Origin of the sequence: Kribbella sp. VKM Ac-2571 (assembly GCF_004362255.1) — a bacterium.
GTDB classification, from domain to species: domain Bacteria; phylum Actinomycetota; class Actinomycetes; order Propionibacteriales; family Kribbellaceae; genus Kribbella; species Kribbella pratensis.
This window is the reverse complement of sequence record NZ_SNWS01000027.1, coordinates 22,142-46,898: the sequence shown is the minus strand read 5'-3', so window position 1 is coordinate 46,898 and position 24,757 is coordinate 22,142. Positions and strand designations below refer to the sequence as shown.

The 24,757-nt window shown below is 66.1% G+C and carries 27 protein-coding genes; 18 read left to right on the top strand and 9 right to left on the bottom strand.

Translation table 11 applies throughout. The features are described 5' to 3' along the window. Positions 1 to 65 precede the first annotated feature (65 nt). Positions 66 to 989 (bottom strand): phosphotransferase, encoded by a 924-nt coding sequence (locus EV651_RS39105; RefSeq protein ID WP_133790910.1) that lies wholly within the window; start codon positions 987 to 989, stop codon positions 66 to 68. Between the two features lie 158 nt (positions 990 to 1,147). Here EV651_RS39105 and EV651_RS39100 point away from each other — a divergent pair, with 158 nt between their 5' ends. The 8 genes from EV651_RS39100 to metG all read left to right on the top strand — a co-directional run bounded on the left by EV651_RS39100 (position 1,148) and on the right by metG (position 10,199). Beyond that, positions 1,148 to 1,936, top strand: a complete 789-nt coding sequence (locus tag EV651_RS39100) for an aminoglycoside phosphotransferase family protein (protein WP_238157500.1) — start codon at positions 1,148 to 1,150, stop codon at positions 1,934 to 1,936. A gap of 133 nt (positions 1,937 to 2,069) precedes the next feature. Continuing rightward, a complete protein-coding gene (locus tag EV651_RS39095) occupies positions 2,070 to 2,843 on the top strand; it encodes a class I SAM-dependent methyltransferase (RefSeq protein WP_238157491.1) in 774 nt (257 codons plus the stop codon). Between the two features lie 450 nt (positions 2,844 to 3,293). After that, entirely contained in the window at positions 3,294 to 4,247 is a 954-nt protein-coding gene (locus tag EV651_RS39090; protein WP_238157490.1) for a phosphotransferase family protein, read from the top strand. Positions 4,248 to 4,521: 274 nt separating this feature from the next. Further along, on the top strand, positions 4,522 to 5,256 hold the full coding sequence (locus EV651_RS39085; RefSeq protein WP_133790904.1) for a bifunctional 2-polyprenyl-6-hydroxyphenol methylase/3-demethylubiquinol 3-O-methyltransferase UbiG: 735 nt from the start codon (positions 4,522 to 4,524) through the stop codon (positions 5,254 to 5,256). 310 nt (positions 5,257 to 5,566) lie between these two features. After that, positions 5,567 to 6,685 (top strand): tyrosine-type recombinase/integrase, encoded by a 1,119-nt coding sequence (locus EV651_RS39080; RefSeq protein ID WP_133790902.1) that lies wholly within the window; start codon positions 5,567 to 5,569, stop codon positions 6,683 to 6,685. Then, a complete protein-coding gene (locus EV651_RS39075; protein WP_133790900.1) occupies positions 6,678 to 7,034 on the top strand; it encodes a helix-turn-helix transcriptional regulator in 357 nt (118 codons plus the stop codon). Before EV651_RS39080 ends, EV651_RS39075 begins: the two co-directional genes overlap by 8 nt. A 301-nt stretch (positions 7,035 to 7,335) precedes the next feature. Next, positions 7,336 to 8,484: a hypothetical protein gene (locus tag EV651_RS39070; protein ID WP_202870730.1), complete on the top strand. Its 1,149-nt coding sequence runs from the start codon at positions 7,336 to 7,338 to the stop codon at positions 8,482 to 8,484. A 212-nt stretch (positions 8,485 to 8,696) separates the two neighbouring features. Next, positions 8,697 to 10,199, top strand: coding sequence for a methionine--tRNA ligase (gene metG / locus EV651_RS39065; RefSeq protein ID WP_133790896.1), 1,503 nt, complete (start codon positions 8,697 to 8,699; stop codon positions 10,197 to 10,199). Positions 10,200 to 10,275: 76 nt separating this feature from the next. Here the strand turns inward: metG and EV651_RS39060 are convergent, their stop codons facing one another. Continuing rightward, positions 10,276 to 10,950, bottom strand: coding sequence for a hypothetical protein (locus EV651_RS39060; RefSeq protein WP_133790894.1), 675 nt, complete (start codon positions 10,948 to 10,950; stop codon positions 10,276 to 10,278). A 131-nt stretch (positions 10,951 to 11,081) separates the two neighbouring features. Here EV651_RS39060 and EV651_RS42820 point away from each other — a divergent pair, with 131 nt between their 5' ends. The 4 genes from EV651_RS42820 to EV651_RS39040 all read left to right on the top strand — a co-directional run bounded on the left by EV651_RS42820 (position 11,082) and on the right by EV651_RS39040 (position 14,700). Next, positions 11,082 to 12,425 (top strand): helix-turn-helix transcriptional regulator, encoded by a 1,344-nt coding sequence (locus tag EV651_RS42820; protein ID WP_238157489.1) that lies wholly within the window; start codon positions 11,082 to 11,084, stop codon positions 12,423 to 12,425. A 272-nt stretch (positions 12,426 to 12,697) separates the two neighbouring features. Continuing rightward, a complete protein-coding gene (locus tag EV651_RS39050) occupies positions 12,698 to 13,189 on the top strand; it encodes a hypothetical protein (RefSeq protein ID WP_133790892.1) in 492 nt (163 codons plus the stop codon). Between the two features lie 185 nt (positions 13,190 to 13,374). Continuing rightward, positions 13,375 to 14,193 (top strand): LLM class flavin-dependent oxidoreductase, encoded by an 819-nt coding sequence (locus tag EV651_RS39045; RefSeq protein WP_133790890.1) that lies wholly within the window; start codon positions 13,375 to 13,377, stop codon positions 14,191 to 14,193. A gap of 99 nt (positions 14,194 to 14,292) precedes the next feature. Continuing rightward, positions 14,293 to 14,700, top strand: a complete 408-nt coding sequence (locus EV651_RS39040) for an NUDIX domain-containing protein (RefSeq protein ID WP_133790888.1) — start codon at positions 14,293 to 14,295, stop codon at positions 14,698 to 14,700. Between the two features lie 71 nt (positions 14,701 to 14,771). On the opposite strand, the gene EV651_RS39035 is transcribed toward EV651_RS39040, so the two are convergent. The 3 genes from EV651_RS39035 to EV651_RS39025 form a co-directional block, all read right to left on the bottom strand. Continuing rightward, complete coding sequence (locus EV651_RS39035; protein ID WP_238157488.1) at positions 14,772 to 15,470, bottom strand: class I SAM-dependent methyltransferase; 699 nt, start codon at positions 15,468 to 15,470, stop codon at positions 14,772 to 14,774. Between the two features lie 66 nt (positions 15,471 to 15,536). After that, on the bottom strand, positions 15,537 to 16,088 hold the full coding sequence (locus EV651_RS39030) for a dihydrofolate reductase family protein (protein ID WP_133790886.1): 552 nt from the start codon (positions 16,086 to 16,088) through the stop codon (positions 15,537 to 15,539). Between the two features lie 2 nt (positions 16,089 to 16,090). Further along, on the bottom strand, positions 16,091 to 16,864 hold the full coding sequence (locus EV651_RS39025) for a maleate cis-trans isomerase (RefSeq protein ID WP_133790884.1): 774 nt from the start codon (positions 16,862 to 16,864) through the stop codon (positions 16,091 to 16,093). A gap of 72 nt (positions 16,865 to 16,936) precedes the next feature. On the opposite strand from EV651_RS39025, the gene EV651_RS39020 reads away from it, so the two are divergent. After that, positions 16,937 to 17,842 (top strand): LysR family transcriptional regulator, encoded by a 906-nt coding sequence (locus EV651_RS39020; RefSeq protein WP_133790882.1) that lies wholly within the window; start codon positions 16,937 to 16,939, stop codon positions 17,840 to 17,842. Between the two features lie 97 nt (positions 17,843 to 17,939). Here the strand turns inward: EV651_RS39020 and EV651_RS39015 are convergent, their stop codons facing one another. Next, positions 17,940 to 18,236: a helix-turn-helix domain-containing protein gene (locus EV651_RS39015; RefSeq protein ID WP_202870729.1), complete on the bottom strand. Its 297-nt coding sequence runs from the start codon at positions 18,234 to 18,236 to the stop codon at positions 17,940 to 17,942. Between the two features lie 125 nt (positions 18,237 to 18,361). Here EV651_RS39015 and EV651_RS39010 point away from each other — a divergent pair, with 125 nt between their 5' ends. After that, entirely contained in the window at positions 18,362 to 18,679 is a 318-nt protein-coding gene (locus EV651_RS39010) for a hypothetical protein (protein WP_133790878.1), read from the top strand. Positions 18,680 to 18,772: 93 nt separating this feature from the next. On the opposite strand, the gene EV651_RS39005 is transcribed toward EV651_RS39010, so the two are convergent. After that, a complete protein-coding gene (locus EV651_RS39005; RefSeq protein ID WP_133790876.1) occupies positions 18,773 to 19,759 on the bottom strand; it encodes a GlxA family transcriptional regulator in 987 nt (328 codons plus the stop codon). A 71-nt stretch (positions 19,760 to 19,830) separates the two neighbouring features. On the opposite strand from EV651_RS39005, the gene EV651_RS41720 reads away from it, so the two are divergent. Together EV651_RS41720 and EV651_RS39000 are read left to right on the top strand one after the other, a co-directional pair. Further along, positions 19,831 to 19,974: a hypothetical protein gene (locus EV651_RS41720; RefSeq protein ID WP_166658937.1), complete on the top strand. Its 144-nt coding sequence runs from the start codon at positions 19,831 to 19,833 to the stop codon at positions 19,972 to 19,974. Further along, positions 19,971 to 21,044, top strand: coding sequence for an FAD-binding oxidoreductase (locus tag EV651_RS39000; RefSeq protein WP_133790874.1), 1,074 nt, complete (start codon positions 19,971 to 19,973; stop codon positions 21,042 to 21,044). Before EV651_RS41720 ends, EV651_RS39000 begins: the two co-directional genes overlap by 4 nt. 31 nt (positions 21,045 to 21,075) lie before the next feature. On the opposite strand, the gene EV651_RS38995 is transcribed toward EV651_RS39000, so the two are convergent. Next, positions 21,076 to 21,822, bottom strand: a complete 747-nt coding sequence (locus EV651_RS38995) for an inositol monophosphatase family protein (RefSeq protein ID WP_166658936.1) — start codon at positions 21,820 to 21,822, stop codon at positions 21,076 to 21,078. 192 nt (positions 21,823 to 22,014) lie between these two features. Then, entirely contained in the window at positions 22,015 to 22,584 is a 570-nt protein-coding gene (locus tag EV651_RS38990) for a TetR/AcrR family transcriptional regulator (protein ID WP_133790870.1), read from the bottom strand. Between the two features lie 134 nt (positions 22,585 to 22,718). Between EV651_RS38990 and EV651_RS38985 the strand changes: the two genes are divergently transcribed. Together EV651_RS38985 and EV651_RS38980 are read left to right on the top strand one after the other, a co-directional pair. After that, positions 22,719 to 23,297 (top strand): hypothetical protein, encoded by a 579-nt coding sequence (locus EV651_RS38985; RefSeq protein WP_238157487.1) that lies wholly within the window; start codon positions 22,719 to 22,721, stop codon positions 23,295 to 23,297. Position 23,298: 1 nt separating this feature from the next. Then, on the top strand, positions 23,299 to 24,753 hold the full coding sequence (locus tag EV651_RS38980) for an NAD(P)/FAD-dependent oxidoreductase (protein WP_133790868.1): 1,455 nt from the start codon (positions 23,299 to 23,301) through the stop codon (positions 24,751 to 24,753). Positions 24,754 to 24,757: the final 4 nt, after the last annotated feature.

Sequence of the window (24,757 nt, the reverse complement as noted above, 5' to 3'; positions counted from 1 at the left end):
CAGCCAAGTCTCACCCAACGATCCGCCACCGGGCATCCGCATTTCGACACCGACAGGCGGGGGAGTCACCCGAGCAGCGTCTCGAGCTCTGGCAGCCGGGCGAACATGTCGGGGAGACCGCGTACGCCGTTGCCCGCCGACTCCTGCGACAGCGCGAGGTCAGGGCCGGTGCTCGCCTCGGTACCGGCGAGGCATCGGAGGATGTTCCATCTCGTGTGTCCCAGCCAGCCGCCGATCATGAACACGAACCAGCTCGGCCCCGGCGGCGGCAACGTTCCGCCACCTGCGACGTACCCGTCGAGAACAGCGCGGAAGACGGCGGGCTCGATGTGGTCGAAGCCAGGTCCCTTTGCGATGCTCAGCGCGGTCGAGCCGAGCTCGCCGGACAGGTCGAGCATCCCCGAGAGTTCCCAGTCGAGCACCACCGGTCGACCGTCTCGAGCGAGCAGGTTCCACGGCTGGATGTCCTTGTGGGTCAGCACGACGGGACCTGGCCGTTCGCAGGTGTCGACGAAGTGCGCAATCGCGAGGAACGTCTCGACGTGGGAGGCCAGTTCGTCGGCCCACGGTTGTCCGGTCGCTACCGCCCGCTCGGCGAGCTCGGGCCAGTCCCGTGACGTCGGCTCCTCGATCGACGCGTGGGGCCACTCGACGTGGAGAGCGTGGAGGCGGGCAAGAATCTCGCCGATCTCGAACGCGTAGGCCTCCGACACCGGTGCCTCGGGCAACTTCTCTCCGTCGACCCACCGGTGGACGATCGTGTTGTCGCCGGCCGAGATCGGCTCCGGCATCGGGATCCCGGCAGCGAAGGCGGCCCGCTCGAACCTGAACACGTCCTCGACGTGATACGTCCAACGACGGTCGACGAGATTCAGCTCCTTGACCGCGAACGATCCCTGGTCGGTGTCGAGCCGATACATCCGGTTGGCGAACCCGCCGTGAACGCGAACCATTGGCCCGACCGGCACACCGAGATGCGAGAGATTCACGCCCAGCAATCTAGGCCGCACAACCCATCGCCGCACCGGAATTATCGGAGATGCACGCTTCTCGCTCGCGTTCTACGTCCTCACGGTCGCGATCATCGTGCCGCCGCTCGCGCGACACGATCCCCGTGGGTAGTCGTACTACGGTTGGGCGCGTGACCATGCGCTTCTCGATGGATGAGCTGGCGGGCGGCCGTACGACGAGCGGTCTCGAGCGCCGCGGTTCCGACCTGCTCCGCCCGGTCGGCCCATGGACCCCGGCAGTGCACGAGTACCTGAAGCACCTCGAGTCCGTCGGGTTCCACGGAGCACCGCGGGTCGTCGGCATCGAGGGGAACCAGGAAGTGCTGACGTTCCTCGAAGGCGACGTACTCTCGGATCCGGAGTGGGAGCCGGGGCGCGGCAACCCGCTGCCGGCGTACGCCCGGAGCGACGATGCACTGGCCGCCGTAGGGGAGCTGCTGAGAGACCTGCACGAGGCGTCCCGCGGCTTCGAGCCGGAGCACACCGGCTACCGCTTCCATCCGCACGCGCCAAATCCCGGCGAAATTGTGTCGCACGGCGACCTGGGTCCGTGGAACACCGTCTATCGAGATGGTGTGCCGGTCGCCTTCATCGACTGGGATGCGGCCGGCCCGATCGACCCGCTGCTCGATCTCGCATCCGCCGCCTGGGCGTTCCTGCCGCTGGAGTCGGACCGTCAGCTCGCCGAGACCGGCTTCGATCCGCTGCCCGACCTGCCCCACCGGTTGCGCGTGTTCGTCGACGCCTACGGCCTCACCGACCGGCCGACAATCATCCCCGCCCTGCAGCAGGCAAAACTGAAGCTGGTCGAGCAGATCCAGCACTGGCCAATCGACGCAGCCGGAGCCGCCGGCTCCCTAGAGTTCCTCGCCACCGAGCTCCGCCGCCTGAACGCGATCACCCCCGCCCTACGCCGAGCACTGTAGACCGGCAACGACTCCGCAATCCCCTCAAGAGACTCCGGTACGCCGGGGGAGCGACGACGGGTTGTCCTTGCGAAAACCGTTGGTGCCGGGCTTGTTCCGCTGATGGACTGACGTCCCGCCGGGTGTCTGCCGTGTGACGGAGGTAGTGGTTGTGACGGATTATGACGTGCTTGCCGAGGTGTACGAATGGCTCATCTCGGATGCAAAGTTGCCTCCAGCCGAGTTCGCTGCGTCGTTCGATGAGGTCCTCAGTCTCCTGCCGTCGAACGCTCACGTCCTCGACTGTTCGTGCGGAACCGGACAGTTGGCGGTTGGCCTCGCCGGTCGTGGCATACAGGTTGTCGCAACTGACGCCAGCGAAGCGATGGTTCGTCGGACGGCAGAGTTGTCCGAGGAGTTCGGGGCATCCGTCCGGGCGGTGCAGGCGAACTGGGAAGAGTTGCCTGACCATTTCGAGGACGGCACGTTCGACATGGTGTTCTGCGTTGGCAACTCGCTTCACCATGCCGCGGGCGCGACAGGCAGGGGTGCTGCTCTGGAGTCGATGTCACGGGTTCTGCGCCCTGGCGGGCGCCTGGTACTCACATCCCGCACTTGGGAACTCGTGAGGGCCAGAGGTTCCCGGCTGGACATCAGTGACCGACTCGTCCGCCGGAACGGTCGCGATGCCGTCGTGGTCTACCGCTGGGAGATCGCGCCGCATTGGGAGGACGAGCACCACATCGAGATTGCGATCGCGCAAGTTGATGCGACCGGGTCGGTTCTTGTCCGCTCGGAACTGCTGTCCTGCTGGCCCTACCGGTACGACGAACTCGAAGTCGAGCTGCACCGGGCCGGACTCCGGACGGACGTGAGCACGTTCGATCTCCAGGCCGAGAACTACATGGTCGTCGCGAGCAAGGCATAGACACGGCAGCGGCACGCAGTCCGCAGACCAGTGGTGGAGACTCTGCGTATTGAGTTCGCGCGTATTCGCCCATGATCAGGGGGTCCGTAGGTCGCCCGTTGACCGGGCGGAGCCGGGCGGGTGGCTGCGGGCACCCCGTCGCGCCTCCTGCCGGATCTGCCGGCGTCGGCCCAGTGGAGGAACGTCTATCGGGCCAGGCTCAGACACCTCCGCGGTCAACCCGGTTTCGGTTCGCCTGGTCCGACGTAAGAGCCCGATCGGATCGCGCGGGCAACGGACCTTTCCCGCGCGATCGCACGGCACGCTCGCCGCGCCACGCGAGTCCTGCTTGGGTGAAAATCGATCGCTCTGTTCGGTTGAGGGTCGATACGTTGATGTTCTTGGTCGACCGTTCTGAGGAGCACCGCGATCACCCGATCAACATCGTTCGTCGAGCCGGCTACCGAGCCGGTGCTGCTGAGGATCCTGGCGGCCGCTGATCTGCCAGCAACCGGGCATTTTGTGCCTAAGGCCGGCTGGGTCAGCCGGGCGTGGGTGGGTGACGAGCATGTCGTACGACTGAACAACGACGGACGGTTCCGCGACGCGTATCGCCACGAGGCTGCAGTCGTCAACCTGCTCGCCGGTAGCGAGGTCCCACACGCCCGGCACGTCGCCCATGGCGACAGCCCCGACGGGCCGTGGTACGTCTCCGAACGCTTGCCCGGACGAACCCTGTACGAAGCGTGGCCGGCGGCGGATTCGTCCACGCGCCAGGCAATCATCGAGAGCCTCGGTACTGCGTTGCGGGCCCTGCACCGGGTTCCTGCTCCAGCAGGCCTGCTGCCGCCCTGGCTGGCCAGCGCGCTCGCCGGCAAGCCATGGTCTGCGTTCCATCCACCCGTCGTGGATGCGACGCTCCAGCAGGTCGAGGCTGCCCAGCGCGTGCGCGGTCATGACTCGCGCCTGCTCGCCGATGTTGCCGATTGGGTCCAGGAGCGGCTGGCATTGTTCGCCACCGACCGACCTGCCCTCGTCCATGGTGATTTACATGGGTCCAATCTGATGGTCGACCAAGGACGCGTCACTGGTCTGATCGACTTCGCGGAGGCGTTGGCTCAGCCAGCGGATGTCGAGCTCGACACCATTTTGCGCTGGTGCGCGAAGGCGCGTGAGTTCCCACCAACACCCGACGAACAAGGGCTCGACGAGATCACACTCACCGATGTTCCCCGATGGCTGAACGGCGCGTATCCGGAGCTGTTCGAGCGCGAGCATCTGCGCGAACGGTTGAACTTCTACGACATGTACGGGGAGCTCACGCTCTACGCACACCACCCCCATCCGGACGAACGCGAAGCGGCGCAGGGCCGCATCGCTCGTCTGCTTTCCGGCCATAACCATCTCGACGGACTCGTTTGGTAGGTCGCCTTCGCACCTACACAGGACATCGTGAGCTGCGCCCGAATCTGGGCGCGCGAGTGGAATGTTGACAATGCCCGGTGGGGGATCCCAACCGGCTTCGTCGGGGAGGGCTCAGATCGGCCCAGCATACCCGGCACTCTGCGTATCAAGATCGTGCGCATTCGGCGTCCGGTGGTCGTCAGTCCGGTGGTGGAACCGCATGCAGAGCTGGCTGGCGGGGCGGTAGGTTTACGTGGCTGTCCCTGCCTATCTGTCGTCGGAGAGGTGTGGCCGCATGTCCACGATCAGTAACTCAGAGGCGATCGCAGCGTGGTCGGCGATGCCGACTGACGCGATTGAGGCGTACGACGATCAGGGCGACTTTCCCAAGCGCCACTTGATGAATGGGAACCTGCTCCGGATGCTGGGGCCTGTCGATGGTCGGAAAGTCCTCGATGCAGGCAGTGGCGAAGGCTATTTGAGCCGGCTGTTGGCCGAAGGCGGAGCTGAGGTCGTTGGTGTGGAGCCGGCTGCCGCGCTGCTGGCGCGCGCTCAGAAGATCGAGCAGGAGCGGCGTCAGGGGATCAGGTTCGTGCAGGCTGATCTCTCGACGTTGCCGGAGGTTGGTCAGCCGTTCGATGCGGTGGTCTGCAGCATGGTGCTGCTCGCCATACCCGCCTGGCAGTCGGCGATGGCGGCGTGCGTCGGCGCACTGAAGCCGGGCGGCCGGTTCGTGTTCTCGATCACTCACCCGGCGTTTGAGAATCTCTACGGAACGTGGCGGGATCACGGTCATTATCAGCTTGATCGGTATCTGGATGAGTACGAGATGCCAGAGGGCCATGCACCCGACTTCCACCGCCCGCTGTCTGCCTACATCAACGAGGTCGTCGGTCTCGGGTGTCGCGTGATTGAACTGTGCGAACCGGGACTTGATCCACAGGTCGCACGAGACAGCGGAATCGACGCGATCGAGTCCTACGTGGCACTGCCGAACTTCCTGATCGTCAGCGCCGAACGCGACAGCTGAGCGCCATTCGCCGGCACCGCCTTCTGACCGCCGCGGGGCAAGGAGCCCGCTCGTCCAGCAACTCGTACCTGATTCATCTGATGCAATACGCAGACTAGTAGTTGACATAATGTCCCTTATCGGCGTTAAAACCACGGGAGTTGCATTAGATGCAGGAACTCCCGTCCCGGGCCGATGAAGTCGTTCGCCCAGGTCAGCAGCTTCTTCGCTAGATGGTTGGTCGCTCGTGCGGCGTGTTGCTGGCGGAGTTTCGCGCAGGTGGCCGTACGGTTCGTGAATCTAATGCATGATTCCACGGCGGCGAGGTGCGATGGACGGCAGCGTTCCAGGGTTCGTTCCGAGGCTCCTGAGCGACCCGACCGTCGGGCTGTTCCGTGCCGATGAGCGCGTGTTCGACGCCATGCTGGACGGCTGGCGGGCGCAGATGCTGGCCCGAGGACTGACCACTTCGACGATCGAGAACCGTTGCGGCCTGGTGGGACGGTTCCAACAGTTCACCGGCGAGTTCCCCTGGCAGTGGCGTCCCGCGGACATCGAGGACTTTCTCGCCGAGCGGCGCTCCGGTGAGAAGCCGATCAGTCTTACGACCCTGCGCTCCGACAGCAACTCAGTCGCTATGTTCTGCTCTTACCTCACGCACCCGGCGTATGGCTGGACCGAGTTTTGCGAGCGGACCTTCGGCGACATCCCGTCACAGATCTGCTTCGACTGGAACAGGCCTAAGCACACCACCGACGACGCTGTGCCAGTTGGGCGTCGTGCATTCACAAAGAGGGAGCTCCAGCGGTTCTTCGACTACCTGGACGATCTCGTCGACCGTGAGCACGCCGCCGGTTCCAAGCGCTGGCTTCCCGTCTACCGCGACTCGATCGCCTTCAAGCTTTGCTACGCCTACGGACTCCGCCGACGCGAGCTGACCATGCTGGACTTGCACGACTTTGGCCCGAATCCGCACGTCCCCGAGTACAGCATGTTCGGCGCCGTCACCATCCGATGGGCCAAGGGCACGGCAGGATCGGGGCCGCGGCGTCGCACCGTGCTGACGGTCCCCGAGTTCGACTGGGTCGTGCCGATGCTGCAGACCTGGACCTCACCGGGGCGGCGTGACCGCTTCACGACCGCGGATCGTTCTGCAGCGCTGTGGCCGAGCGAGCGCCGTGACCGCGTCACCTTCGGCGACTCATTCGCCGCTGCACGCGATGCGGTCGGACTCCCGAAGGACCTGGGATTGCATTGCCTGAGGCACTCCTACGTCACCCACCTCATCGAGGCGGGCTACGACCCCACCTTCGTCCAGGCCCAGGTCGGACACTCCTATGCCTCGACAACCAGCCTCTATACGTCAGTCTCCTCCGACTTCAAGCAGAAGGCCGTCCAGCAAATGATCGCCCGTCGTATCGCCACGCCCGAGGAGGCCACCGATGGCTGAGCAGCGCCGCATCGGCTTCAACTGGAAACTGCGCACGATCATGGCTCAGCGGAACCTGTGGAAGACCACCGAGTTGATGCCGCTTCTCAAGGCGCGCGGGATCAACCTGTCCGAGAGCCAGGTCTACCGCCTCGTCACCGGCACTCCAGAACGAATTCCAGCACGGACCTTCGCAGCCCTGTGCGACATCTTGGACTGCACACCCAACGACCTGTTCGAGCCCTACGTCGAGATGCGTGCAGCGGCCACGGCGAACGCTCCTAAGCGCAGCGAGGACATAGGGGTGGTGCAACCGGGCGACCCGATCGCGCATCGCGTGCGCCTGGTGCCAGCCGACGAGGATGAGTAGGCCACGCAAGCCAGAGGATCCTGCCACCTGGCCAGTCCCCTGCAGCCGCTGCAGACAGCACCACCAGATCGTGGCGAACTGGCCCGACGGCGGCATCTGCGGCTACTGCTATCAACTGGCCAAACGGACCCGCGGCGCCTGTCGATGCGGGCATCAGGGTGTCCTGCCCGGACTGATAGAGGGCCAGCCAGTTTGCCGGCGATGCTCAGGTGTCGTACTCAACGTGGATTGCTGGATGTGCGGCGCTGAGGGCGAGCTCTACGCTGGCGGTCGCTGCTGGAGTTGCGCCCTGGCGACCACTGTGGATCGGCTACTCGCAAACCCGACAACCGGATCGATCTCGACCGAGCTCGTGCCCTTCGCCGACGCGCTGAAAGCGATGAAGCGCGCCAACAGCGGCCTCACCTGGATCCGTCAGAAGCACGTAACCCAATTCCTGCAAGAGCTCGCTATGGCACCGGCCGTGACGCACGAGGCGGTTGATGCCCTGCCTTCGTCACGCACCCGCGAGTTCGTCCGCGGCCTCCTCATCGAGCACGGCGTCCTCCCCCAGCGAGACCTCTACCGAGCCCGTTACGACCTGTGGTCCCGGGACGTACTCGATCGGCTCACGGATCCCGTCAACCGCGACGTGGTCCGCCGCTACATCCGCTGGCAGCACCAACGTCGGATGAACCAGATGGACCAGGTTCCACAAGGCACCTTCCTGCGCAGCAAGCAGACGGTCACCGTCGCGATCGACTTACTGAACTGGCTCACCGATCACGGCATCGAACTCGGCGAACTCGAGCAGGAACACCTCGATGCGTGGCAGGCCACAGGACCGTCTACGCGATTGGTTGCCGACCGGTTCCTCGGCTGGGCGATTAAGACCAGGCTGGTCCGACCGGATCTGAAGATCCAGCGCCATCGTCGTGGCACCAGCCCGCGGATGAGCGCGGTCGACCAGGAGCAGGCGGTGCAACGTGTCGTCCACACCGACGAACTCGCCCCGCGGGACCGTGCTGCGGCGATTCTGGTCCTCGTCTTCGGGCAGCAGATCGAAGGTGTCGTCGGACTCACTTGGGACGACGTCAAGGTCACCAAAGACCTGGTCACCGTCCGCGTCGGTGCGATCGAGATCGCGCTGCCCGACCCGCTCGACGGACCGTGGCGCCGGCTAGCGAGGAACCCCGGTAGCGAGCGGACTGCTGCGCACCCCAACAGCAACTGGGTCTTCCGGGGATACTCCCCGGGTCGCCACATCGACGCCAGTCACCTCCGCAACCGACTTCGTCAGGTCTTCAGCACACGTGCCGCGCGGCTCGGCACTTTGCACGAGCTCACCAAACTCGCTCCAGTCGCGATCCTGGCGGAGGCGCTCGGCTACCATCCGTCGACCATCGAACGCCACGCCGTCGACTCAGCGGCCGCATACAGCCGATACGTGGCCGCTGTCCGCGGCGACTAAAGGGTCGCGCGACCTGCTGGCAGGGTCGGAAACGGATTCGGCGGAACCTGAATGTGGCGGTAACCTCTGTTTCATGGTCACCGCGCAGCGAATGATGGGCCCCTCGGTGGGGCTTCTCGTCGCGCGCTGATCTCAGCCAGTCGAGCCCACGGCAGTGGGCTCGACTCGATGTGGAGCCTCCCTGCCGACATGACAGGGAAGGGAACCCACCTATGAACCCGTACTACATCACCACCGCGATCCCCTACGTGAACGCGGCACCGCACCTCGGCCACGCGCTGGAGTTCGTCCAGGCTGACGTGCTCGCCCGCCACCGTAGGCTCCGCGGCCAACCGGTCCGGTTCCTCTCCGGCACCGACGACCACGCGCTGAAGAACGTTCTCGCCGCGCGGAATGCCGGGGAACCGGTGGCCGACTACGTGAATAGTGCCGCCGACCGCTTCCAGGCACTCCAAGGCCTTCTCGATCTGAGTTGCGACGACTACATCCGAACATCATCCGACCCGCGACATCGCCCCGGCGTCGACTATCTGTGGCAGCGCTGCGCTGATGCGGGCGACTTCTACCAACACGCCTACACGGGTCTCTATTGCGTTGGGTGCGAGCAGTTCTACGAGCCGGACGCATTGGCTGACGGAGTCTGTCCGGAGCACGGCACGGAGCCCGAGCAGGTAACTGAGACCAACTGGTTCTTCCGCCTGTCCCGATACCGCGATCAGATAAAGGACGCGATCACCTCCGGCGCTCTCACGATCAACCCACCCAAAAAGCGCAACGAAGTCCTCGTGCTCCTCGACAATGGCCTACAGGACTTCAGCGTTTCCCGCCCAGCAGTTCGCGCCGGCGGATGGGGCATCCCTGTCCCTGGCGACCCGAGTCAGGTGATCTACGTTTGGTGGGACGCCCTCACCAACTACCTCACCGCACTTGGCGTCGATCGGCCCGGCGAAGACTACAAGTTCTGGTGGGCCGGTGACGGTGAACGCGTCCATGTGATCGGCAAAGGCATCACACGCTTTCACGCCGTGTATTGGATCGGCCTCCTGCTCTCCGCCGGCCAGCCACTCCCGACCACCATCCATGTCCACGACTACGTCAACGTGGGCGGCGCCAAGCTCTCCAAGAGCACCGGCAACATCGTCGATCCCGTCGACCTAGTCAACACCTATGGCACGGACGCCCTACGCTGGTGGATCACCCGCGAAGTTCCGCTCCTCGGCGACACCGAGTTCACCACCGCACGCCTGATCCAGGCATACAACACCGACCTCGCCAACGGAGTCGGAAACCTCGCCAACCGCACCGTGACCTTGCTTCACAAGTACTACGACGGCCGACTGCGCCTCGACGATGAACCAGTGACCGGGCCGGCCTGGGGCAGCGTCGATCTGGACACCGCCTGCGCTGCCCTGCCATCGAACATCGACGCCGCCCTCAGAACCGCAGACTTCCGGTCGGCAACCGCACACTTGGTTGCCGCCGTCAACCTCGCCAATCAGCTGCTGAACGCGGCAACACCCTGGAAAGCACTCAAGAACCCCGACGGGGAAGCTCACCGAATCCACCGTCTCCTAAGCCGCGTCGTCCACGCCTGCCGCACGATCACTACGGAGCTCACGCCGTTCTGCCCAGGTGGTGCTACACGCCTCGCAAGCCAGCTCGGCGACGGCGATCACGTCGCGGCTCCCGACCCAGTCTTCGTCCGCCTCATATGAGCCGGTGCGAACATTCGCCAGCTCAGCCACGGCCGCCCTACTCCCGGCTCATCGACTCCCGTGCCTGCCAGTTAGACTACGGGAGTAGAAGTAGGCGCCTGCGGCGCCATGCGCCCACGGCGACGACGCTGAGGACCCACAGCGTGATGCCCATTCCGCCGACCGCGAAGAGCCCGTCGAGCGCGTCTGTGAACGGGATCGTGACGGCTGCGGCGGCGAAGCTGACGCCTCCGACCGTGCCGAGGACGGCCGTCAGGCGGTTGCCGAGGTTGCCTGTCACGCCGGCGACGACGGCGAGCAGCGCGATGCCGAGTGCCCACGGGGCGTCGGCGAGCGTCTCGTCGACAGTCATGAACACGCTCAACGCGTTCAACTGCCCATCGGCGATGGAGTCGGCACCCAGCGGTGCGAGCAGGTGCGGGATCATCGCGACTGTTGTCAGGGCCGAGACCACGGCCATCACGCGGACAATGCGTCGGGTGACCGGCGCCAGCTCGAGTCGGCCGGGCAGCCGTAGGAAAGCGACCGTGAACAGGCCGAACGAGGCCAGCAGGCCCAGGTGCGCGGGATACCAGCTGCTCTGGAGCAGCATTTGATGCAACTGGGCGACCTTGTTGCCGGTGCCGCTGTCGTTGGGGTGCAGGGCCCCACCGAGGTTGAACGCCACCGCGGCGCCGGCCAGGGCGGCGAGGGTCCAGCCGTCCAGCGTGAGGCGGCGCGAGGAGGCGGGCGAGTCGAGGCTGGTGGTCATGACCATTCCCTTCGTTGGAGGCCTCCACGATCTGCCGACGCCCGTGCTCCCCGGTACGGGGTTGTCCCTGCAATCGCGAAAGCAGGGTGTTTCTGGGTACGGCGGCTGTCGTTTGTGTGAAGATCAGCTGCGTGACGAGGTTCGCCAGGCGCGAGATGCTCTCGCTGGTCGCTGCGAGCTCCGCGTGTGTCTTGGTCGCGGTCGGCTTCACCCGGGGAATCTGGTGGAGCAACATGCACAACGGGATCCTCGGCATCACCCTCTCGTTGGTGGGTGCCTGGTTCGCGGCCGAACGGCCGCGCAGCCGCGAGAGCGATCTCTTCCTGGCTGCCGGTCTGGTCGAGGCGGTCATGTTCGCCGGCCGTCAGATCGGCCACACGGCGACCGGAACCGTCTCCTCGTGGCTGGGCTGGCTCGGTGTTTGGCCGATCGTCGTCGGCATGCTGGTGACGACCCTCGCCGTGATCTGTTTCCCCGAGGGGCACCTGCCTTCGCGCCGGTGGCGGCCGGCCGTCGTGGTCGCCTGCGTGCTCGCTGCGGTCTGTGCGATGCTCTCGGCACTGTGGCCGGTCGAGTGGGCGTCGGCGGGGCTCACGGGCCCGCCACCGTTCAGCCTGCCGGGACGTACAACGGCCGCGGTGGTCTGGCAGGTCCTGGCACATCCGCTCTACCTCGTCCTGCAGATCTCGTGGGTCGTCGCGGTTACGGTGCGATGGCGCGCGGGCCGCAGCCGCGCACCGCTCCTGGGTCTACTCCTCGGAGTCGCCATAGCCTTCGTGGTGCTCGCTGTGGGAGTGGTGGCGGTGGGCTCGACAACGCCGGGATTGGTCGTGGTGTCGCTGATCCCTCTGGTCGCTGGGTGGTCAGCCCTCTACGGCCATGTGCTCGGGCGGTACCGCGCCCTGTCCTGGCTCACGGACGCGCACAAGGGTCAGGCAGGGCTGCCCACAGCGCTGGCCCGGACTGCCGCAGAGGCGCTGGACGCACCAGGAGCGACCGTGTGGATGGGCGACGAGGCGGCGCTGCACGCCGTGGGCGTTTGGCCCGAGACCGACGTCGACCCGGCGCCGTGTCCGCTGGACGCGCTTCCCGAGCGCACGTGGCCGGTCAGTTCCGGCGGCCGAGTGGTGGGCGCACTCGTGGTGCCGGGAGTCACGGTTCTCACGCGCAGTGAGAAGCGGATGATGCAGGACCTCAGCGCCCAGGAGGCCCTGCTCCTGGACCGGCTCACGCTGGCCGAAATGGTTCGGCGGGAGTCGAGTGCCGGGCACCTCGAGGACCTCACGCCGCGCGAGCGTGAGGTCCTCGAGCTCATGGCGCGCGGGCTGAGCAACGCAGCGATCTGCCAAGAGCTGCACCTGAGTGTGAAGACGGTCGAACCCCTCATCAGTACCGTCTTCCGCAAGCTCGGCTTGCACGCCGATCCGACCGTGAACCGGCGCGTGCTCGCGGCACTGGAGTACCACCGACGCTGACGAGATTTCAAACCCGCGGCGAACCGATTCAGCACTCGAACTCCCGGAGACCACGGCGCAGGGAAACTCCGCAGACGGCCCGATCCAGCCGCTCCGCTCCCCCGACTACTCCCCGCTCATCAACTCCCATGCCCTCACGGGTCCGTGGCTGGTGCCGGGCTCGGCTTCACAGGTGCTGCGGCCGGGCGAACAGGTGTTCGAGGTGATGCTGGCGGCTGGCATGAGCAGCCGGACATGGGCCAAGTAGACTTCCGCGCCGGAGGGATTGACACATGGTGATGGGGAATCAGGACATCGGTGCCTGGGACGCGGAGTTGCATCGTTCCGGCAGGGTGGTCTTCGCGGTCCGGCGGGCGCTGGCGTTTGGCGGGCTGGTCGTCGTGCTGACGCTGGCCGGCATCCCGATCGTCTCTGTTGTCGGGGACCTCGACACCCGCGACACCTGGTTCACGATCCGGGTGGCGCTGCTCGGCGTACTCCTCGCCGTCTGTATCGCGCTCGCCGTCCTGTTCCTCCTCGGTCACCCGCGAGTGACCGTGAACGCCACTGGCATCCGCTTCGCTTGGTGGCGGCAGATCCGGTGGTCCGAGTTCGGGGGTTCCACCCTCGTCACACCCAGCGGGCTCGCTGCCCCGTACCTGACCATCACTTCCACTCGCGGCACCAAACTCCATATCCCCCAAACGAACGTCGAAGACCTCGGCGCCTTCGCCGCCTGGCTCACGAAACTTCACACCCAACACCGCCTGAAGACCAACAGCTGAGCGACTGACTCTCCGAGGTCGACGTGGACGATGAGCCGGCCCGCAGAACTGTCCCGCGCCCGCCAACAACGCGGCCGTCGGCGACGGTGGTTCGAAGTTTTTGGGTGGGGTTGTCGGATTCTGGGTGGCTGGGTCGTGGATAAGGCAAGCGGACCGGACAAGGTCCCGGACTTGAGGAGAACACGATGGACGACCAGGCCAGGCGAGTGACCAGACCCTTCCGGTTCGGGGTTGTTGCGCCGATCCGTTCTGACCTGCCGGCGTGGCGAGACCGCGTGCGCCGCATCGCCGACAGTGGTTACTCAACGTTGCTGATGCCCGATGTTCCTACGTGGCAACCGGCACTCGCACCGACGCTGGCAACCGCGGCGGCGCTCACTGACCTGCGGATTGGCTCGTGGGTCTATGCCGCCGCGCTGCGCGAACCATGGAGCACAGCCTGGGAGGCCCACTCACTCTCAGTACTGACGGAAGGCCGCTTCGAAATGGGCATCGGCGCCGGCCGGCCCGGGATCGAAGTCGAAGTAGGCTTGCCTGCCGTCTCCCCCGCTGACCGTCGCGCCAGGATGCGCGAGACCGTGGCCACCCTGCGCGAGTTCGACGGCCCCGACCTGCACACGCCGGTTGTCATGGCGGTCAGCGGACCGAAGTCGCAGGCGCTGGCGCGCGAAGTTGCTGACGCCGTCACATTCGTACTCTCGCCGGACGATGATCGGGCCGAAACCACGAGGCGGGTCAGCGAGTTTGCGGGCGGCCGGGACATCGAACTCGTCCAGCACGTCTCCGCCGTCGGCGACGGTGTCGCTGCGTTCATGGCGCCGCCCACCCTCGACACCGCGGCGCTTCGCGCAGCCGACTCGCTCCTCATACTGCCGAGTGACCCGGCGGCAGCCGCCGAAGAAATCCAACGACGTCGCGAGGAGATCGGCTTCTCCTACTTCGTCATCGGAGGCGACTTCGCCGAAACCCTCGCGCCGGTCGTGGCCGAGCTGGCCGGACAGTAAGCGGGGGCGCAGACAGTAGGCGCCAGTTTGATCACTCCCCCGCGACTCATCAGCTCCGGTCGACCGTGAGCTGTCGGATGCGGTGGCTAGTGTGCCTGCATGGTCGCCCTGATTCCGATCTCAGTCGCTGTACTCGTTCGCGACGGTCTCGTGCTCCTTGTGCATCGCCACCCATCGCGACAGTGGTATCCCGACTCCTGGAGCTTCTCCGCCGGCGGACATGTCGAGTCGGGCGAGTTGCCTCATCAGGCCGTACGCCGGGAATGCCTCGAAGAACTCGGTGTCCACATCCACGACCCCATACCGGTCCCGATGACGGTCAACGACCCGACCCTCGACGTACACGCGTTCCTCATCACGCGCTGGGACGGAGAACCCGTCAACGCCGCACCCGAGGAGCACGACGATCTTCGCTGGTTCCGGCCCAGCGAACTCGCGGACTTGACGATGGCCCACCCGGAGAGCCTGCCCAGCCTCCTGAGCGCCGTCCAGGTCACAACCATTTAGCCAACCATTTAGCCAACCAGGCGCGCGCCCGCGACGAGACGCTACCGGTGGTCGGTCGACGAAGAGTGGCTTCAGCACGCCTCGAGGACGAAGAAGATGAAGCTGATGAACCGTGCCGGGTGCTTCATGTTCTGCGGACGCAGTTCGGGCGGCGTGTCCGGGGAGATCGGCGGCTCGCTGATGACCGAGATCCGGAAACCTGCCGCCGTGAAGGCGTCGGACATCGCCTGGAGCGGCCGGTGCCAGATCGAGTAGACGACCGTACGGCCGGCGTGCTCGGCGTCGAAGGTGAACTCGGCGATGTCGAAGTACTCGCCGTCGGGGTTCAAAGCCGTGTAGACGTACGGGTGGTTCAGCGACAGGATCAGGCGTCCGCCCGGCTTCAGCACCCGGCGCAGCTCTGCGAGCGGCTCGGTCCAGTCCTGCAGATAGTGCAGGACGAGGGAGGCAACGACGTCATCGAAGGCGGCATCGTCGTACGGCAGCGGCTTGGCCAGGTCGGCGACGGTCAGGTCGGCGTCCTCCCCCAGCCTTCGGCGGGCCAGCTCGATCATCGCCGCGCTCAGGTCGAAGCCGGACACGATCGCGCCCTTGTCACGGAGCGCCGCGGACAACGGACCGGAGCCGCAACCGGCGTCGAGGATGCGACGGCCGTCCACGTCACCGGCAAGGCTCACCATCGCCGGCCGCTCGTAGTGGCCGTTGAGCAGATTAGTCTCGTTGTCCGCGGAGTACGCCTCAGCGAACTCGTCGTAATCAGTCTTCGGCACCAAACGCTCCTTTGTCAGCGGTATTCACTCGGCTGACTAGGGACGTCGCTGTGGCCGAGAAAGTTGTCAGGTGCGCTGCGGGCGATAGATCTGTACGACGATGCCGCTGGGGTACGGCGTGGCTTCGACCAGGTCCAGGTGTCGCGACTCCGGCAGTTGGTCGAACAGGGTCTGCCCTTGCCCCAGGACCATCGGCTGGACCAGGAGGCGGTACTCGTCGATCAAGTCTGCCGCGGCCAGTGCCCCGGCGAGGCCGGCTCCGCCCCAGACGATGACGTCGGGGCCTGGTTCGGCCTTGATGCCGGCGATCTCGGTGGCGAGGTCTCCGCGCGCGACGCGGGTGATCGGCCACGTGGCCTCGGCGTCACTGAGCGTCTTGGAGAACACGACCTTGGGGATGTCGTTCATCGGCGCGGCGTACGGGTCGTCGGATTGCTGCCAGAACGGCGCCATCTCTTGGTACGAGACGCGACCCATCAGGTGAGCGCCGGCCTTCCTGATCCGTTCCAGCTTCCACTCCTTCACCTCGGGATCCTCGACCGCGCCGCCGGGGTGCTCGCGGTCGCTGGCGACGATGCCGTCCAGCGACATGGACATGTACAGGATGACGTTCCGCATGACTACCTCTCGTTCCTTGTGTTTGCTGGGCCAGGAAGGCCGTTGAGCAGCCTTCCGAATCCGTCGATGGTGATTGCTGCTCCCGCGCTGTCGAGGACGGATCTCAGCAGGACCTGGTTCGCCTCCAAAACGAGCCGTCCGATCCTGCTCTCCAACGCGTGGACCGACCGGGCCGCCCGGAAGCCGTTCCCGCCGATGACCACAGCTTCGGCGCGCGGGCTGAGATGGTCGGAGATCCAGTCGACGACCGAGGCCGGCTCGATCCGGTCCGGGTCGTTCGGAAGCTCCGCTATCAGGGCCTCGACGACCTCGAAGCCCTGGCTGCGGAAGTATTCGGCGCCGAGATCGTTGAGCGAGGCCCCGAACCACGGTGGGTGAATGAGACTGACCCGCTCGATGTCGCGTGCCCGCAATGCCGACACCACCGACATCGCGGTGGCGCACGCGGGCACGCCCCACCGCTCGGAGAGCCGCTGCACCAGTGCCGATTCTTCGCGGCGGCCAAGGGCGTAGCCCGAGCTCGTCGATGCCAGGACCAGCGCATCCAGTGCGGCGAGTGGCAACGTCGATACTGCCTCGTCGAGCGCGGCCGGCGTGGTCCGCGCGAGTAGGTCGGCTACAGAGGTCGGCGGTTCAGTTCCGGGCGACGCCGGGTTCTGCGTCCTCGAGAAGTAGACGCGAACATGCGTCGCAGCCATGCACCGCCACTCCGCGTACTGCCCCTCAGAGGCGTGAGGGGTGAGCACGCCTACCGTGATGATGTTCCCGGACTTCATGGCTCTGAGCCTGGCAGCGCGAGCGGACCGCATCAACGACGATCTGTTCCACGCAGCGTGTAGCGTCGGTACATGATTCCGGAGGTCGAGCTGCGAGAAGTGCGCCTGTTTCTGGTGCTCGCTGAGGAGTTGCACTTCGGCCGCGCCGCCGAACGGCTCGGTCTGACGACCTCGCGCGTCTCCCAGAGCCTGCGGGTCCTCGAGCGCAAGCTCGGCGGTGATTTGCTCTTCCACCGCACCAGTCGCGTCGTCAGTCTCACCGTGGCCGGACGCGAGTTGTACGCCGAGCTGGATCCAGCCGTCACGGGTCTGGACCGGGTACTACGTAGAGCCCAAGCAAGAGGTCGGGGGCCAGGTGTGGTGCGTGTGGGCCTGCTCAACTTTGCTTCCGGTGTGGGCGTCCTGAGCCGAGCGATCGAACGGTACGAGGCGGTCTACGCGGGCGCCAAGGTGCAGCTGACCACCACGCCGTTCGATGACCGGCTCGGTCCTCTGCGTCGACGCGAGATCGACCTGGTCATGACGCGGCTGCCGCTCGACCAACCGGACATCGCAGTCGGTTCGGTGTTGAGTACCGACAAGCGCGTTGTCATGGTCGGCAGAACCCACCCACTCGCCGGCCGCACCGACGTGACCACGGAGGACCTCGTAGGTCACGACGTCCGGCGACCCCACGGCGTCCCCGCCGAGCTGGCCGAGCCGACCTGTCCGGCAAGGACGCCATCGGGACGACTCATCCGGTTCGTCGAGGCACCCGTCGACGACAACGCCGAACTCCTCTACCTCCTGGCGCGTGGTCAACTCGTCCATCCCACCGTCGTACCGTTCGCGCAGCATTTCCAGCACCCTGACGTGGTCGCCGTTCCGCTCCGCGACCTGCCGCCTTCCATCTGCGCGTTGGCAGGGCTGAAAGACGCCGACAGCCCAGCCCGCGACGCGTTTAGCACGATCGTCGAAGCGGTGCTCGAGACGACCTGACGAACGCGTCGTACCCGAGGCCAGGCGTCCGCTGAGTCAGGTGAGGCGTCGGTGTCCGAGATCGCCGAGAATCCGGCACTCGATCTCGGTGCGGGGCTCAGGTGGCGTCGTGCGTCTCGAGTTCGGTGTGCGCGAGGATGTCCACGAGCTGGCCGACCGTTCGCTGGTTCAGCAGAGCTTCCGGCAGCGGTTTGTCGACCTGGACCGCATAGCGGTTGCGGCGGCCGTTCTTGTCCTTGACCACGTATCCGGCGTCCACCAGATCGGTGACGATGCCGAAGGCGGCGCGCTCGGTGATGCCGAGCGCGATCGCGATCTCCCGCAACCGCACGCCCGGATCGTGCGCGATGCACAGCAGTGCCTGCGCGTGGTTCGTCAGAAAGCCCCAGGCCATGAGAGAGATCATACTAGATGCTCAGATCTAGGAACTGTATTGCCAGTATTAAATTACTAGCGTAGGTTCGGTGGTTGGAACTGGTTCGCGGTTACGTGAGCCGCTCCACCACAGGAAGGCACACCATGCGCTGCACGCGCGTCGCTCTGTACGACATCAAGACCGGCACCTTCGACGAGGTCGTCGGCCAGGCGCAGTCCGGGATGGTTCCCTTGTTCAAGGAGAGCCAGGGCTTCGTGTCCTACGGGGTTGCCCAGGTCGAGAAGAACGCCTTCATCTCCATCAGCACCTGGGAGACCCGGGCGCAGGCCGACACCGCCGCCGCGAGGGCCGCGGAGTGGGTCAAGACCAACAGCCGGGACCGTTTCGCCCTGCGCACCAACTACGTCGGTGACCTCGCGATCGACACCGGCCGCCGCGAGCCGGCGCCGACCACTCGCTAGGTCGTCCAGGGACGGAGCCCCGCCGCACACCGCGGTGGGGCTCCGTCCTCGTTCTCGGCGAAGTCAGTCGAAGTCAGTCGAAGTCAGCCGATGTCAGTCGGTGCGGGCGCGGAAGGTGCGGCGGTAGGCCATCGGTGAGGTTCTGATGTGTTTGGCGAAGTGCTGGCGCATCGCGATCGACGTACCGAATCCGCAGTGCCTGGAGATCTCCTCGACGGACAGGTCGGTGGTTTCCAGCAGCTCCTGCGCATGATGAACTCGTTGCCGCAGCAACCATTGCAGTGGCGTCGTGCCGGTCTGTTCGCGGAATCTCCGGTTGAGCGTGCGCGGGCTGGTTCCGGCGTACGACGCAATCTCCGCCAAGGTCACCGGCTCCCCCAGGCGTTCTCGTAGCCACCGCATCGTCGGCTCCAGTGATCCGTGGTCGTCTCCGGGATCCGGGTGTGCGATGTACGGCGCCTGGCCGCCGTCGCGTTGTGGTGGCACGACCATGTGCCGAGCGACATCGGCCGCGACCGCGGATCCGAAGTCCTGACGGATCATGTGCAGGCACATGTCGATGCCACTGGCCGCGCCGGCAGAGGTCAGCACGTCGCCGTGGTCGATGTAGAGCGCGTCGGTGTCGACCACCACCTGCGGGTAACGCTCGGCCAGCACGTTGGCCCGCGACCAGTGCGTCGCCAACCGCCGGCCGTCCAGCAAGCCGGACGCCGCCATCACCGCAGCGCCACCGGCGCTGATCGAGGCGATCCTGATGCCGCGCCGGTGCGCCTCCCGCAGCAGCTCGAGTGCTTCGGTCAGCGGTTCGCGGCCTGCGGGTGCGCCGATGACCACGATGGTGTCCGCGTCGATCGCGGCGGCCAGCGGGTACGGCGGCGTGAGCCGGAACATCTCTACCCCGCCGACGCCGGCGACAAGCAGGTCGCGACCGTTACCACAGACCCGTACGTCGTACAGCCGCGGACCGAAGAGCTCCCCGGGTGCCTTCTCCAGCGAATGCGCCGTACTGAACACCTGCAGCGGCATCGACAGGTCGAAGCTGTGGATCCCCTCGACCGCGAGAACAGCGATTCGATGCATGACCAGAATCTATCGGAGAACGGCATTCTTGCCACTGTCTCCGTGTCTCGATCCGCTCGACGATGAATGGCATGTTGCTCGCGGTACTCATCACGGCCGGATCCCTCGGCCTGCTCCTTGCAATGGGCTGGCTCACCGGCGCCCTCGTCGGCGGCCAGGCTGAACACTGGGCGAAAACCCTTGTAAACAAAGACGATGCGGAGCGTCGGCGATGAAGGTTGTTGTCATTGGAGTGGGGGTCCTCGGAGCCTGTGTGGGCTGGAATCTGTCCCGGCTCGGCGTCGAGGTGATCTTCGTCGACGCCGGCCGGCCGGGCGAAGGTGTCACCAACTGGTCGTTCTCGTGGGTCAACGCCAGCAACAAGACCGCGCGCAAGTCCTACTTCGATCTGAAAGTCGCGGGGATGGCGGCGTACCGTGAACTCGCCGACGCCATCGGGCCAGGCTCATGGTGGCATCCCACCGGCCACCTACGCTGGGCCGACGATCCGGCACAGCTGCTGAAGACCGCGGATCTGTTGGCTGCGTGGGACTACCGGGTCGAGCTGCAGACAGGAGCCGAGGTACGCCGCCACCTCGAGCCTGCTGTCGCGATACCCGACGAGGCTCCAGTCGCGTTCTACCCGGACGAAGCCTGGGTGCATGGCCGTCAGCTCGTTGGCTGCCTGACCCGCCTGGCTGTTGCGTCCGGCGCTGAGCATCGCTTCGGCACTGCTGTCCGTGAGATCGATGCTGACTGGACCGTTGGGCTCTCCGACGGGACTCGCCTCGACGTCGACGTAGTGGTGAACGCGGCAGGCCCCAACGCCGCCCATGTCGCCGGGCTCATCTCACGACATTTGCCGATGCGCCGCGAACCCGGCGTCGTCACGCGGCTCGACTGTGCGCAGGTCCCTGTTCGTCGGGCCATGCACGCGCCGCACATCGAGATCCGTCCTGATGGTGACGACTCGGTAGTGCTCCACAGTCGCGAGGTCGACGCACTGATCGACACCGGCGAGGATCCTGCCGCGCTCGCCCGGCGGCTGCATGAACGGGCGCAGTACGTCGTACCCGAGCTGAGGAGCTCCCGCATCGCAGACACACGGGTCGTCGAACGGGCGATCCCGATCGACGGTTTCCCGTCGGTGGGCGCGGTGCCGTCTGTGCCGGGGTACTACGAGGCCGTTTCGCACAGTGGGATCACGCTCGGACCAGTGCTCGGCCGGCTGCTCGCGTCCGAGATCGTCAACGGGAAGCGAGATGAGCTGCTCGCAGACTTTCGCCCGGAACGGTTCGTCTCGTGACAGCCGGAGGGCGAGGCGCGCCGTTGCCCGGTCAGGGACGGAGTGGGTAGTGCAGAGTGGCGAGCAGGTTGTCGTGGAGGGCGGCGTTCGAGTACAGGCCGCCGCCTTGATCGCCCGAGTTGCCCCCAACGGGGTTCGTGAAACGGCCGCCGGCCTCTTCGACGATCAGGATCCACGGCGCGTGGTCCCATTTGTAGTAGCGCTCGACGAGGAACGCGTCGAGTTCGCCGTGGACGAGTTCGATCAGCGGCAGCGGGCTCCACGGCGGGCGAGCCGACGGAAGGCGAGCTCCGGAGTCGTTGTCCAAAGCAACTAGTACGGCGTTTTCCGGCGACGCCGTCGTACTCACTCCGAGACGGCGTGCCTCGGCACGTGGCCAGGACGACTCGAAGGCACCGCCTCCTCGCGTCGCCCACCAGCAGCGACCCAGCGCGGGAGCTACGACCACCGCCAGCTCGGTGACCCCTCGAACCTCCAGCGCGATCTGGATCCGCCAGTTCGGGTCCCCCTCGCTGAAGAACCGGGTGCCGTCGATCGGATCGAGAATCCAGACTCGATCGGACTCCCCCAACTCCCCCAGTTCCTCCCCGAGAAACGCATCACCGGGCCGAGCCACCGACAACGTCTGCCGAAGCAGCCGCTCGACGGCCCGATCAGCCTCCGTCACCGGCGTACCGTCAGCCTTCAACGTCGCCACAACCCCAGCCCCGAAATACCCAACAGCAACCTCAGCCGCCACCTCGACGGCATCGAACGCAAGCCGAAGATCCCCATCCATCCCGGCGACATTAACAGTCACCCCGCACCCAACGGCCCCACGGCGTCGGCCCCGGACGGAACGCGAGTGCCCGGAGAATCGCACGGGACTCCTCCTCGAACGCACCTTCATCGAAGGGAACGACAGCAGGCCAACGAATAGCTGTGTACGTGACCGTCGGCGGGGCAGCATCCGAACGGCAATACGTGCTTTTCAGGCTTGTTCTTCGCGGCTGCGGTAGGTGAGGAGGCCCTCTACTCCGCGGAGGAAGGTTTCGCAGACGGGCTTGGGGTCCGTCAGGCAGCCGGCGGCCATGGCGCCGTCTCGGAGCATGACGAAATGGCGGGCGGCTGGTTCGGGGTCGATCTTGCCGAGGCCGGTGAAGAGTTCGGCCATGGTCCACAGGAACCATTGCCGGTGCTTGAGGACCGCCTGGTGCACGGCGAAGGCTGGGTCCGGGTACTCGGCAGCGGCGTTCAGGAACGCGCAGCCTCGGAAGCCAGGGCGCTGGATGTCGTCGGCGATCGATCGGCTGACAGCTCGAATGATGTCGGCCGGGCTCGCGTCCTGGGCCCGCGCCGTGTTCAGCTGCGCCCTGATCGCCTCGTCGGCCTGCGTCAGATAAGCGACGATCAGGTCGTCCTTGCTCGCGAAATGCCGGTACAGCGTTGCACGCGTAACTTGCGCCTCCGCGATGACGCGGTCGACGCCCACAGCGCGAATGCCTTCGGCGTAGAAGAGCCCAGTGGCCGTGCTGAGCAGTCGCGCCCGTGCTTCCGACATACCGCCTCCCCTTCCAGATCGCTTCGGTACTCGGAGATTAGCAGATAGAACGATCGGTCTTGACAACGGGAGACAGCTTGCTGCAGGCTCCCGGTGTACCGATCGTTCTATCTACACGAGATGAGAGGCACCTGGTGTCCAGTTCCTATGCAGCCACTGCCGGCCCGATGGCCGGCGCCGCCGACAGTACGAAGGCGCTGCGCACGCTGTACTTCGTCCGCTTCAGCTTCGCGATCGTCTGGGCGGTCCTGATGATGGCGATCGCCAAGAAGATCAACCCGGGAGCAACCGCGCTCTTGGTGATCTACCCGCTGTTCGACGTCGCGGCGGCGGTGATCGACTTCCGGTCCTCGGGTACGACGCGCCCGAAGGCACCGCTCTACGTGAACATGGCGTTGAGCCTGCTCACCGCGATCGGCCTGGCCGTCGCGGCCGGGTCCGGCATCCCGAGCGTGCTGCGGGTGTGGGGCGCGTGGGCGATCACAGCCGGCATCGTCCAGTTGGTCGTCGCGATCCTGCGCTACCGGCTCGGTGGTCAGTGGGCGATGATTCTCAGCGGCGGCATCTCGGTCCTCGCCGGCGGCAGCTTCATCGTGATGGCCGGTGGCGCGAAGGCGTCGCTCACGAGCATTGCCGGGTACGCGATCCTGGGCGGCATCTTCTTCCTGATCTCCGCGGTCCGTCTGCATCGCCTCGCCGCGAAGGTGAGCTGACATGACGGAGAAGCTCTTCGACGTCGTGATCATCGGTGGCGGACCGGTCGGTGAGAACGTCGCCGACCGAGTAGTGCAAGGCGGCCTGACGGCGGCGATCGTCGAACACGAACTCGTCGGCGGCGAGTGCTCGTACTGGGCCTGCATGCCGACCAAGGCCCTGCTTCGCGACGCCGCCGCCCTACGCGCCGCTCGCGCACTGCCGGCCGCCGGCCGAACCGTCACCAGCAATCTGGACACAGCCGCGGTGCTCGCCCGGCGCGACCGGTTCGCCTCCAACTGGAGCGACTCCGGCCAAGTCGAGTGGCTGAACCACGCCGGCATCAACCTGGTCCGCGGCCACGGACGCATCACTGGGATGCGTACTGTCACCGTCACCCAGGCGGACGGTACGACGACCACCGTCACAGCACGCCACGCGGTCGTGATCGCCACCGGCAGCAGCGCTCACATCCCACCCATCCGCGGGCTGGCGGACGTGACACCGTGGACGAGTCGCGAGGCGGCCGCCGTACAGAACGTCCCGACGAGGTTGGCCATCATCGGTGGCGGAGTCGTCGGCTCCGAGATGGCTACCGCCTTCAGCGCGCTCGGCTCGCAGGTGACCCTCATTTCTCAGAGCCGACTGCTGCCCGGAGTGGAACCGTTCGCCGGTGAACACGTGGCGGCCGCTCTCCGTACGGCGGGAGTGTCGCTTCACCTGGACGTCGAGGTCGCTGAGGCTCGTCGGGATGCAGACGGCGTACATCTGACGCTCTCCGACGGCGCGACGGTCGAAGCGGACGAGGTGCTCGTCGCGACCGGGCGCGCGCCCAATACGAAGGACCTCGGCTTGGATCACGTCGGTCTCACGCCGGGAGACTGGCTGCACGTCGATGACACGCTCGCTGTTGTCGACGACGCCGGCGATCCTGTCGGCGAGGGTTGGCTGTACGCCGCGGGCGACGTGAACAAGCGGGTACTCCTCACCCATCACGGCAAGTACCAAGGACGTGCGCTGGGCGACGCGATCGCCGTACGAGCTCGTGGCGAGGAGCCCGACCTGGCTCGGTGGGGACGGCAGGCGGTCACGGCTGACGTACGTGCCGCGACGCAGGTGATCTTCACCGATCCAGAGGTCGCCGCAGTCGGTCTGTCCGCCGAAGCTGCTGCCGCCGCCGGTGTGAACATTCGGATTGTCGACTACGACCTCGGAGCAATCGCCGGAGCGGCGCTGCACGCCGACGACTACCGTGGTCAGGCGCGGATGATCGTCGATGCCGACCGCAACATCCTGATCGGGTTCACCGCGGTCGGCCCCGATGTCGCCGAACTGCTGCACGCGGCCACCATCGCCATCGCCGGTGAGGTGCCGCTGGATCGTCTCTGGCATGCCGTCCCGGCGTACCCGACGATGAGCGAGATCTGGCTCCGGCTGCTCGAAACGGACCGCCCGCACTGGGATCCGGTTCCGTGAAAGA